Genomic DNA, 11,731 nt, shown 5'->3' on the forward strand with positions numbered 1-11,731 from the left:
ATTCTCTATTTTTATGCCAAAAAAATGTTTCAGGCAGCCTGAAAAATATTTTGTCACGTGGCTGTTTCTTTACATAAATTTGCGTTACAATCGCGCCCCTTTATCAACAAAATGGCAAATTTTTTTGGATAGTTTGCCGACTTTTTTACACATTTTTTAAGGATACCCAAAAATGGCTGAACTTCACACCCAAGCAACTTCCGAAGCAGATTTGGTTTACAAACTGGAAGACAAGCCCCCATTTTTTAATTCGCTGGTAAGCGCGATGACGCACTTACTGGCGATTTTTGTTCCCATGATTACACCTGCGCTGATTGTAGGCAATGTGCTGAAATTGCCTGTGGAAATGACCGCCTATTTGGTGTCTATGGCAATGGTCGCGTCTGGCATTGGCACTTATTTGCAAGTAAACCGTTTTGGCGTGGTGGGTTCGGGTATGTTGTCGATTCAATCGGTGAATTTTTCCTTTGTGGGCGTGATGATTTCGCTCGGTTTTTCCATGAAAGAGAAGGGTTTGGACGAAAATACCATGATTTCTACGCTTTTGGGTGTGTCGTTTGTGGGTGCGTTTTTGGTGTGTGGTGCGGCGTGGGCGTTGCCATATTTGAAACGTGTGATTACGCCCACCGTGAGCGGTGTGGTGGTGTTGCTGATTGGTTTGAGTTTGATTGATGTGGGGATTACCGATTTCGGCGGCGGCTTTCATCTGAAAGGCACGGACGAATTTGGCAGCCTGAAATATGTCGGTTTGGCGAGTTTGGTATTGGCAATCGTCTTATTATTCAACTGCATGAAACACCCACTTTTGCGCATGAGTGGCGTGGCGGTGGGCTTGATTGTGGGCTACATTGTCGCTTTGTTTATGGGCATGGTGGATTTTTCGGCAATCAAAAACGCGCCGATTGTTACCATTCCCACGCCATTTAAATATGGCTTTCAATTTGATTTTGCGGCATTTTTGGTGGCTGGTACAATTTACCTGTTGAGTGTATTTGAAGCAGTGGGCGATTTGACCGCGACTGCGATGGTGTCGGGGCAAAAATACGAAGGCGAAGAATTTCAATCGCGTTTGCGTGGTGGCGTGTTTGCCGATGGTTTGGTTTCCGTGATTGCGACCGCACTCGGTTCGCTGCCTTTAACGACTTTTGCACAAAACAATGGCGTGATTCAAATGACAGGCGTGGCATCGCGTCATGTGGGTAAGTTTATTGCGGTGATTTTGGTGGTGGCAGGTTTGTTTCCAGTGATAGGTCGGGCGTTCACGACCATTCCCAGTCCTGTGTTGGGTGGCGCAATGGTGTTGATGTTTGGTTTGATTGCGATGGCGGGCGTGCGCATTATCATGACCAATGGCATCAATCGCCGCGAAGCCGTGATTGCCGCGACTGCTGTGGGCGTGGGTTTGGGCGTGGCGTTTGAACCCGAAGTGTTCAAATTGTTGCCCGAAGTGTTCCGCAATGCGATTGCGGCTGGTGGCATTACGGCTGTGGTGCTGAATGTGATTTTGCCGCTTGATGCGAGCGATAAGATTTATTTGTCGGATAAGAAACCCGAATAGTGGGTAGAGAAATACCGTTTGAAAGCCAATTCAAACGGTATAGTTGCAGAACTGAAAAAGCAGTACAGCGTTGCCAACACCCTTATGTACTCGGTGTACACGGTGGGCATTGTCGCCTTGTACTGCTTTTTCATTTCTACGACCATATTTTCTTTTCAGGCTGCCTGAAACGTTTTTTGATTAACGCAAACTGTGCAAGAAATGCATATGCGTATGATATTGTTGAATGATGTCGTTAATTACACCTTCTTTACTCCAAGCCATGATGTCATAATCCTGCCCCCCCTGACTTAAATGCACTTCGGCACGATAATATTTTTGTTCTTCGGCTGCCTCTTCTGCGCTGTTGAATTGCTGGGCAAAGCGTGGCAAGATATAGGCTACTGCTTTGACTTTATAAGTAAAATCCAATTCTGCGCCATGTTGTACCGTTAAAATCACATATCCCGAACGTTCTTGCGATACTTGTGCGGATACGCCATGTTGTGCCAACTCTTGTGCCACATCGTTGCAGGCAGCCTGAACCGTTGTATCAATGAAATTTTCCACCACTTCACGTTTGGGAAAATCCATAATCACTTGCAAGCGTTCGCGCCATGCACCACTTCCCATTGCAGGCAGGGGCGTGGTTAAACTCAATTGCTGGATTTCTTGTTTTTGCACGTCCACTCGCAGGGCTTTCATCAAGCCATAGATGGCAATCATCAACACGGTTACAAAAGGCAATGCACTGGCAATCGTCATCGTTTGCAATGCACCCAAACCGCCAACCAGTAGCAAAATCATCGCCACCACGCCAGCACCTGCCGACCAATAAATGCGGTACGCCAAGCCTTTGCTGCCTTTACCGTGCGCGCTCAACATATCCATTACTAGCGCACCCGAATCTGCCGATGTGATGAAAAACACCACCACCATCATCAAACCCACCGCCGTTAAAATCCCAGTTAAAGGCAAATGTTCAAACAGCGCAAACAGCGACAGCGATACATCTTTATTAACCACTTCGCCCAAATTGGCATGACCTTTGTTCAAAATCAAGTCAATGGCAGAATTGCCAAACACCGTCATCCACAAAAATGTGAAACCAGTCGGAATGAACAACACACCTGTTACAAATTGACGGATCGTGCGACCACGCGACACACGCGCAATAAACAAGCCCACAAATGGTGCCCAACTTACCCACCAACCCCAGTACAAAATCGTCCAACCACCAAACCAGTCGGTTTTTTGATAGGCATACATATTAAAAGTCATGCCCACAATATTAGATGCGTAATAACCCACATTTTGCACAAAAGCCTGTAACAAAAACACGGTAGAGCCTGTGAGCAACACAAACAAAAGCAAAATTGCCGCCAAACCCAAATTCAATTCAGACAGAAATTTTACGCCCTTATCCAAACCACTTGCCACAGACAAGGTTGCCAAAAGTGTTACCACAATAATCAGGACAATTTGTGTTGGCACATTCACGGCAATCAAATTCGGCAGCAAATAATTCAAGCCAGTATTCACTTGCAACACACCATAACCCAGTGAAGTCGCCACGCCAAACAAAGTTCCCACCACCGCGAAAATGTCCACCGCATCACCCCATTTACCGTAAATTTTCTCGCCAATCAAAGGGTAAAGTGCAGAACGCAAAGTAAGTGGCAAACGATGACGATAAGCAAAAAACGCCAAAATCAACGCCACAATCGCGTAAATCGCCCACGCGTGCAAACCCCAATGGAAAAAGGTCAAACGCATGGCTTCACGGGCAGCCTGAACATTGCCACCTTCGCCCAATGGCGGTGAGAGAAAGTGCATCACAGGTTCAGCCACACCAAAAAACATCAAGCCAATGCCCATGCCTGCCGAAAACAGCATGGCAAACCAAGATGTGTTACTGTAATCGGGTTTGCTGTGGTCAGGACCCAATTTGATGTTGCCATAGCGTGAAATGCTCAAATAAACCGTTGTAATTAAAATGATTGCCACCGTGAGTATGTAATACCAACTTGCATTGTCCACAATCAAAGCTTGTAAACTTTTGAAAGTGCTATCCGCCAATTTGGGTGCAATCACAGCAAACAGCAAAATCGCCAAAATAATGCCACTTGCACCCAAAAATACATTCAAATTCAAATTGCGCCGCATCAATTTATCACGCCAAGTGTTTGATTGATTGGGTAAATGATTCATACTCTTGCTCCTTATTTTTATTTATACAATAAAATCAATGATTTTTATATTTCTGTTTTTTAAAATAACACATCAAAAACATGATGAAAAGGAAAAATGTACTTTATTTTGTTCAATCGCAATCATTTTCCTGCCAAAAGGCTGCCTGAAAACCCAAATGGGTTTTCAGGCAGCCTTTTAGCGTGTATTGCGCCATGCACCAAACAAGAAAACAACCACACCTGCCCATACCCACATAAAACCCGTTAAACGACTGCCATTTAAGGCTTCATTAAACAACCATACACCACACAACATTTGCAAAGTAGGCGACAAATATTGCAACACACCCAGTAACGATAAACTGATACGCCGTGCGCTAGCGGCAAACAACACAAGTGGTATGGTGGTTGCAGCACCAGACCCCAACATTACTGCCATTTGCAAAGCGTTCAATTCCGTCCAAACCAAATTATTTTGTATGCCACACCAAATTAAATAAACCAATGCCAAGGGTAGTAACAAAAGTGTTTCTAAAGCCAAACCAGGTAGTGCGTCCACAGGCGCAGTTTTGCGAACCAACGCGTAAGTGCCAAAACTGAATGCCAACAACAGCGACACCCAAGGGATTTGTCCCGCAGGGAAAGCCAACCACACAATGCCAATGAGTGCCAAAACCACCGCCCAAATTTGCCAAATATTGAGTTTTTCACGAAAAAACACAAAACCCAATAAAATATTGAACAAAGGATTGATGAAATAACCCAAACTGGCGTCCAATACATGATGATTGTTGATTGCCCACAAATACACCAACCAATTTATTCCTATCAAAATGGAGGACAACATGAATGTTGCCAATAATTTAGGCTGCCTGAAAGATTGCCAAACCACACCTCCTTGCTTGAACCACAACAACAAACTCAAACAAAACACCGCCGACCACAATACACGATGTGCCATCACTTGTTCGGCAGAAATAGGCGACTGATTGATGGGATACCAGTAAATGGGGAAAAGACCCCAAAACGCATAGCAAACCAAAGCATACCCCAATCCTTTGCGTGCTTCGGTGGAAGAGTTATTGTTCATGATGTTCTTTCTTGGTAAAACGCCTTATGTTAAACCTGTGTGGCATAGCGGTAAAGCACAAAAAGCCGTATAATGCACGCCATTATGTAGGCTGCCTGAAAACATCTGTTTATCATGAAGCTGCCTGAAATCACGTTCCTTAACAAATCCTTAAACGCTGTGCTGCCCCATGTTTCAGGCAGCCTGTTTATTTTATTTCACATACGGACAACCACCATGAGTACACTCAATCCCGCCTTAAACACTGCTTTCAAAGCTGCACGCCGCGCAGGCGACATGATGATGCGTGCCGCCAACAACCTTTCTGCCGTTAAAGTGGACAGCAAAGCGTTTAACGATTTTGTCTCCGATGTGGACAGACAAGCCGAAGCCATTATTATTGATGCACTCAAAGAAGCCTACCCACATCATCGCATTTTATCCGAAGAATCAGGTATTTCAGGCAGCCAGCGTGCCGAATTTGAATGGATTATTGACCCATTGGACGGCACAACCAACTACCTACACGGGCATCCACAATACGCCATCAGCATCGCCCTTTTAGAAAAAGGCGTGTTAAAAGAAGCCCTTGTTTACGCACCCGAACGCAATGATTTGTACACAGCTTCACGCGGTAAAGGGGCTTTATTGAACGACCGCCGCATTCGCGTTTCCAGTCGCAGCGATTTGAGCCAATGTTTGATTGGCACAGGCTTTCCTGTAGTCAATCAAGATATTACAGACACTTATCTGAAAATCCTCAAAGAATTCTTAAGTAAAACCGCGGGCGCACGCCGAGAAGGTGCAGCATCATTAGATTTGTGTGCGCTGGCAACTGGGCGTTTTGACGGCTTTTTTGAATTTAATTTGAAACCATGGGATATTGCCGCAGGAGCTTTGATTGTGCAAGAATCAGGTGGCATTGTTACCGATATGCAGGGCAATCAAAATTGGCTGGAAAGCGGCAATGTGGTTGCAGCAAATCCCAAAGTCTTGGCGCAAATGTTGCGGATTATGGGTTCGTATTTGGCTTAAAAACGCAATATGCCATTTTTGGGAGTTAGAACCTGTATTCGTATGCTTTTGCGATAAAAATCCATCTATCAATCTTACGAATACAGGTTCTAAATTTTATTTTGAACAACAGTACATATTCGCGCATAAATGGCTCGATACTGCGCCGCAATCGCTTCAGGCGAAAAATGTTTTAACTGTTCTTTTGCTTGTTGTGCCAAATGACTGCCTAATTCAGGTTGCCTATAAAGTTGGCTGATTTTCTCCGCCAAATCTGATGCATCATTGACTTGAAACAACAAGCCCGTTTTACCATCTTGCACAATGTCAGGAATGCCACCCACATTGCTGGCAACAATCGGCACACCATAAACCATCGCGTCCAATAAAGTGGAGCCCAAACCTTCGGTACGCGACGGAAAAGCAAACACATCCATTGCCGCCAAATAACTGCCCACATCTTCTTGAAAACCCAGCCAATACACATTGTCCAAATCTTGTGATTGGGCTTTAAATTGTGCCTCATCTGCACCCGAACCCAAAAAAAGAAACACACAATCAGGGTATTGCGTGGCAAATTGACGCGCCACTTCAATCAAGTCCGCCTGTCCTTTGTGCGCATCCACCAATGCACCAATATGCCCAATCACAAATTGATGAGCAAATTGTTGGCGCAAGGCCTGTGTTCGTGCTGGATTTTCAGGCAGCTTGGAAAATGAGTCTGCAATCACTTCAACAGGTACAGCAAAATGCCGCAATTTTTCGGCAACTGCATGGGAAATCGCCACCAAAACTGCCGCTGAACAGTAGGTTTCCTGGGTTAAAAACGCTTTTTTCAACGCAAAATCCACACGACGCGTGATGAGATAAGGTGTTTTCAACATCAAATGATGCAAATATGCCCAATGTGCCGCACGGGCTTCATGGGCATGAACCACATCGGCTCGCCCTGCCTGAAAATGACCTTGCCATTGGGCGCGTGCATCAACGAAAGAGAGATGAGGCAAATTTTTTAATGCTTCTCTCATTGGCGAATGGTTACGACAAACCAAAACTTGTTGCAAATCATTTTGTTGTGCCAATGCTTGTATCAGTGTAACCGTTTGTCGCTCGCCTCCACGAAAACCGCGTGCCAAATTCACATGAATGATTTTCATGCTTTATCCTTTTTTTGATACAGCAGCCACCATTGTGCATATTTACACCATGTATAAATTGCACCCATTACAGCAATGATGAAACCGTGTCCACCATCTAAAAAACCGCGTTTAAGCAAATAAATCCGCAAAAACGCCCATACAGAACGCAGTAAAGCCCAAAACAAATGTGGTGGTTTTTCAGGCAACTTTTGTTGCGCCCATGCTAAAGTGTAAGCCTGCATTTTGGCAAAATGCTGATTTAAATTGGCATAGGTATCATGTAAAACATCGCCTTCAATAACCATAATTTGGGCATTTTTTGGCACAATCACCGATTCATGCACCAAGTCATCGCTGTATCGCATCAACGCCACAGGATAGAGTCGCACCACTTTATCGGGATACCAACCACAATGACGGATTTCTCGTCCATAAACAATCGGCAAACGGTTGATAGCAAACGCAGTTTGACCATCGGCTGTGGTTTGATTTAAGGCTATCTGAATGTGTTGTTGGGCTTTTTCAGGCAGCCTTTCATCTGCGTCTAGCCACAAAACCCACGGCGTTTGAATCAATGGATGCGCCCGATTACGCTGTACACCAAAGCCTTGCCAATCGGTAAACTGATGAATTGCTGCACCATATTGTTCGGCAATCGCCAGAGTTTCATCTTCGCTACCTGAATCAATGATGAGAATCGGACAATTTAGCGGCTTCACACCGTCCAAACACGCTGCCAAATGCGTGGCTTCGTTTTTGACAATCAGAGCAACAGTCAATAATTCTTGTAAAGGTTTCATGATGTCAATGTACTTTCAGGCTGCCTGAAAACAAGTTTTTCAAATACAGTCGCAGAATTGAAAAGCACTACGGCGTTGCTAACACCCTTATGTACGGCTTCTCTTTGTTGCCTTGTATTGCTTTTTCACTTCTACGACTATAAAAATCATGTGTTACCGCTTTTTCTGTTGTGAACGCAAGCGTTTTTTCTGTTGCGGCGACAAACTGGCAGACTTCACTAGACCCAACACCACTTGCACCACCAAAATCAACACTGCCAAAATCAACGTAACAAAAAATGCTTGCGTCCATACCAACAAGCCTGTTGTGCGCTGCGAAATGGGCTGTGGCTTATTGTCCACAATGTAATAGCTTGCAACCACCGTGTACAAAGGCGATACGGCTTTGAGTTCATAATGCATACTGCCATTTTTGTCCACAGGCGTGAAAGAAATGCGCTGCTGCGCCATGTTCTCTTCTAAATCAATGGCTTCTGTTTGTAATGTACTGCTTTCACTCAATTTCTGAATCGTTTCTACAAACGGCATACCGTGAGAATGAGTCAGCACAGGAAAATCAGAAATATCATCACCCAAGCGATAATGCACGGTGTGGTATTCAGGCAATAAGCAACTACCCAGAGTAATGAAAAGTACCGCCAAAATTGCCAATGTTTTGAATTTCATCAAAAAGGATTGTTTTTTAGTCATGAAATTTCCTTAAAATTTTGAAGACCATAATAACCGCTTTCAGGCAGCTTGAATGTTTTTCGTTAAATGTGTAGCACATACCCAATTTCAAGAAGTTTCCATGATTTTGGTCTATGATACACGCTACAAAATGTGTTTTTTTAAAAATTGTTGTGTACGGAAAACGGTCTGAAAGTTTATTTTCTTAATTCTTTGGGTAACACAAATACAATGGTTTCGGGTTCTCCCTCTCCTTGTTGTACGTCATCAATGCCCCATTCACGAATTTGGGCAATCACGCCATCTACCAGCACTTCGGGCGCAGAAGCCCCAGCCGTTACGCCCACTTTGTTTTTATCATTAAACCATTCTTTTTTTAAATCACCAGCATTATCAACCATATAAGCGTCCACACCTAAGCCTGCTGCCACTTCGCGCAAACGGTTGCTGTTGGACGAGGCTGGCGAGCCAACCACAATCACAATATCGCATTCATTTGCCAAATCTTTCACGGCTTTTTGGCGATTAGTGGTGGCGTAGCAAATGTCTTCTTTGTGTGGATTTTTGATGTTGGGGAAACGCGCATTCAGGGCGGCGATGATGTCTTTGGTTTCATCAACCGAAAGCGTGGTTTGGCTGACATACGCCAATTTATCGGGATTTTGCACCACCAAATCCGCCACATCTTCCACCACTTCCACCAATTTCATTTTGCCAGACGGCAGTTGCCCCATGGTGCCTTCCACTTCAACGTGTCCTGCGTGTCCAATCATGATGATTTCGTAGCCTTGTTCGTCCAAACGCGCCACTTCTTTATGCACTTTGGTAACGAGCGGGCAGGTTGCGTCAAACACGCGAAAACCGCGTTCGGCAGCTTCGGCTTGCACGGCTTTGCTCACGCCGTGTGCGGAGTAAATCAGGGTTGCGCCTTGTGGCACGTCTGCCAAATTTTCAATGAAAATCGCGCCTTTGTCGCGCAAATTGTCCACCACAAATTTGTTGTGCACGACTTCGTGGCGAACGTAAATCGGTGCGCCGTATTCTTCCAAGGCGCGTTCTACAATGCTGATGGCTCTGTCCACGCCCGCGCAAAAGCCGCGTGGGTTGGCTAGGGTAATGGTTTTTTGGGTCATGTTTTTCTCTTGTAAATATGGTTTCAGGCTGCCTGAAATAACTAATCATCAAACGATATGAGATAAAAAAACAAATGTTGTGCGATAAATTCGCTGTGTTCTCGGCGGACATAAATCTGAAACAGATAAGTTTCTTCCAGCAAATGCTCAATTTCAACAAAAGGAATGTGAAAAAATGCCAAATATGCCGAATAAATCTGTTTTATTTTTGCCGAAACCGCAGTCAAATCATAAGATAAATCGGTTACATCATAAAAAATACAATCATATTGATGATTGAAACTGCGAATTGAAACATAAGGCACGCGATGTTGTTGGCAATTTTCCCAATGCTGAGAATCCGTGTGATTGGTTTGCCTTAAATCTTCATAAGGCTGCAACAATGGTTTCATGTGTTTTTACCTTTCAGGCAGCCTGAAAATTGATTTTTACAAGTTTAACTTGAATTTGGTCGCGCACGACTTTATAATTCACTTCAACAACACCCCCAATGTTCCGAGGTCTCTGATTTCAGAGATACAGACTTGGGGGTTTTCTTTATGCTTGATTTTTCCATAATTGCCAAGCACTTAAATCGGCTAAACTCAATCCACCCATACCCATTTTGTCTAAATTGATTTCATGTGGTGCAGCATTGTTCATGGGGAATGCTTTTAAGGCTGCCTGAAAACGCTGTCCCCAATCATGCTGTGGGCAAATCACGTTCAACATTCTTTGCATTAAACAAAATGTCGTGAACACATGGTCGGCATATTTTGCCAAAACACGCCATTGCGGATTGTGCTTGTCCGACAAAAAACGAATGCTGGGAATACCAATATTGTGTTTATTCCACAATCTGCCGTGATGTGCTGCCGTGTTCCGCAGAATATTGAGCGCGTGTAAATGCGTTCCCAATTCTCTGTTAAATAATTGAAAGTGCTTTTCAATTTGCCTTTGGTCGCGCTCCGTCATCATTTTGTACAATTTGGACATCGCCCCAAAATCCCAAATTTCACACGCCACCCACACGGGTAATTCGCCATATTTTGCCAAATTGTGTCTCACAAAATCGTCTTTGGCGTGGTCGCGCAAATTTTCGTATTTTGCCCACCATTCGGCATGGTTGAATTTGGGATTGAAATAATGCGCTTGGGTGTGGGCAATGGGATTGTGTTTGCCCAATGTGTAGGCAATTTGGGTACGCATGGCAATTTCAATATGCTGTATGGCTTCCAATGCCAGAATTTTAATCGCATTATCAAAATCATACAGCGCAATCACATCATCAAATTGCGTATTGGCAACAAACACATCATCGCGTCCACCTGTCGCCAAATGCTGCCTGAACGGATACCAATACGCACTCAAACGATAATAGCCAATCCGCGCCAATTCTTTTTCGGCTTGCGCTTTATCGTGGAAAACCATGCCGCGTTGTTCTAATAAATCAATTTGTTCGGCAAAAGTTTTCCAATCTTTAAAGGGTTGTTGTGCCATGATTTGGGTCGCTAATTTGAATTTTCAGGCTGCCTGTTTCGCTTTTTTTGCTTGCTTGATGCCGTCAATGATGAGCAAAGCCGCGCCCACGCAAATAAAGCTGTCGGCAACATTAAACGCAGGATAGTACCAATCTTGATAATAAACCAAAATAAAATCAACCACTTTTCCGTGAATAAAACGGTCTATCACATTGCCAAACGCGCCGCCAATAATCATCGCTGCCGCAAAATTGCCCAGCTTGCCCATGCTGCCTTTGCGGATTTCGTTTACCAGCCAGCCGCTAATCACAAACGCCAGCACAATGAAAAAATATTTCTGCCAACCATTGTGGTTCGCCAAAAAGCTGAATGCCGCACCGTAGTTGTAAACCAGCGTTAAATCAAAGAATTGGGGAATGATGTTGAGCCGTTCAAAATCGTGAAAGCGGGCTAAAATCGCCCATTTTGAGATTTGGTCTAAAACAATTGCCGCCAAAGCGGTCAAAAAATAGGGGAAATGGCGTTTCATAATCAATCGGGATTTTCACAAACAAACATCGCACGATTGTACTACAAAAAGCGTTTCAGGCTGCCTGAAAAGCGTGGTCGCGTTCCCAATCCAGCAAAAATTGTTTGCGCGACAAACCGCCAGCATAGCCTGTGAGCGTGCCGTTGCTGCCAATCACGCGGTGGCATGGCACGATAATGGAAATTTTGT

12 protein-coding genes are annotated in these 11,731 nt (G+C 44.4%); 2 read left to right on the forward strand and 10 right to left on the reverse strand.

The window, feature by feature from the left end:
* Positions 1 to 172: 172 nt before the first annotated feature.
* Positions 173 to 1,558, forward strand: a complete 1,386-nt coding sequence (locus tag Q4B82_RS04080; protein WP_303065150.1) for a nucleobase:cation symporter-2 family protein — start codon at positions 173 to 175, stop codon at positions 1,556 to 1,558.
* Between the two features lie 180 nt (positions 1,559 to 1,738).
* On the opposite strand, the gene Q4B82_RS04085 is transcribed toward Q4B82_RS04080, so the two are convergent.
* Both Q4B82_RS04085 and rarD read right to left on the reverse strand, forming a co-directional pair.
* Complete coding sequence (locus tag Q4B82_RS04085) at positions 1,739 to 3,748, reverse strand: BCCT family transporter (protein ID WP_303065151.1); 2,010 nt, start codon at positions 3,746 to 3,748, stop codon at positions 1,739 to 1,741.
* 177 nt (positions 3,749 to 3,925) lie between these two features.
* Positions 3,926 to 4,819, reverse strand: a complete 894-nt coding sequence (rarD, locus tag Q4B82_RS04090; protein ID WP_303065152.1) for an EamA family transporter RarD — start codon at positions 4,817 to 4,819, stop codon at positions 3,926 to 3,928.
* 216 nt (positions 4,820 to 5,035) lie between these two features.
* On the opposite strand from rarD, the gene Q4B82_RS04095 reads away from it, so the two are divergent.
* A complete protein-coding gene (locus Q4B82_RS04095) occupies positions 5,036 to 5,833 on the forward strand; it encodes an inositol monophosphatase family protein (RefSeq protein ID WP_303065153.1) in 798 nt (265 codons plus the stop codon).
* An 89-nt stretch (positions 5,834 to 5,922) separates the two neighbouring features.
* Here Q4B82_RS04095 and Q4B82_RS04100 read toward each other — a convergent pair whose 3' ends face one another.
* From Q4B82_RS04100 to Q4B82_RS04135, 8 genes are all read right to left on the reverse strand, one after another.
* On the reverse strand, positions 5,923 to 6,969 hold the full coding sequence (locus tag Q4B82_RS04100; protein ID WP_303065154.1) for a glycosyltransferase family 4 protein: 1,047 nt from the start codon (positions 6,967 to 6,969) through the stop codon (positions 5,923 to 5,925).
* Positions 6,966 to 7,751: a glycosyltransferase family 2 protein gene (locus tag Q4B82_RS04105; protein WP_303065155.1), complete on the reverse strand. Its 786-nt coding sequence runs from the start codon at positions 7,749 to 7,751 to the stop codon at positions 6,966 to 6,968. Before Q4B82_RS04105 ends, Q4B82_RS04100 begins: the two co-directional genes overlap by 4 nt.
* 153 nt (positions 7,752 to 7,904) lie before the next feature.
* On the reverse strand, positions 7,905 to 8,441 hold the full coding sequence (locus Q4B82_RS04110; RefSeq protein WP_303065156.1) for a hypothetical protein: 537 nt from the start codon (positions 8,439 to 8,441) through the stop codon (positions 7,905 to 7,907).
* A 176-nt stretch (positions 8,442 to 8,617) separates the two neighbouring features.
* Positions 8,618 to 9,553 carry a 4-hydroxy-3-methylbut-2-enyl diphosphate reductase gene (gene ispH / locus Q4B82_RS04115; RefSeq protein WP_303065157.1) on the reverse strand — a complete coding sequence of 312 codons (936 nt, stop codon included), beginning with the start codon at positions 9,551 to 9,553 and terminating at the stop codon, positions 8,618 to 8,620.
* Between the two features lie 41 nt (positions 9,554 to 9,594).
* On the reverse strand, positions 9,595 to 9,945 hold the full coding sequence (locus Q4B82_RS04120) for a hypothetical protein (RefSeq protein WP_303065158.1): 351 nt from the start codon (positions 9,943 to 9,945) through the stop codon (positions 9,595 to 9,597).
* 145 nt (positions 9,946 to 10,090) lie between these two features.
* Complete coding sequence (locus Q4B82_RS04125; protein ID WP_303065159.1) at positions 10,091 to 11,032, reverse strand: Abi family protein; 942 nt, start codon at positions 11,030 to 11,032, stop codon at positions 10,091 to 10,093.
* 24 nt (positions 11,033 to 11,056) lie between these two features.
* Complete coding sequence (lspA, locus tag Q4B82_RS04130; protein WP_097114658.1) at positions 11,057 to 11,542, reverse strand: signal peptidase II; 486 nt, start codon at positions 11,540 to 11,542, stop codon at positions 11,057 to 11,059.
* Between the two features lie 55 nt (positions 11,543 to 11,597).
* Positions 11,598 to 11,731: methylated-DNA--[protein]-cysteine S-methyltransferase (locus Q4B82_RS04135; protein WP_303065161.1), on the reverse strand; the 134-nt coding region annotated here is incomplete at its 5' end.

It is taken from the genome of Alysiella sp., assembly GCF_030525755.1.
Taxonomy (GTDB): domain Bacteria; phylum Pseudomonadota; class Gammaproteobacteria; order Burkholderiales; family Neisseriaceae; genus Simonsiella.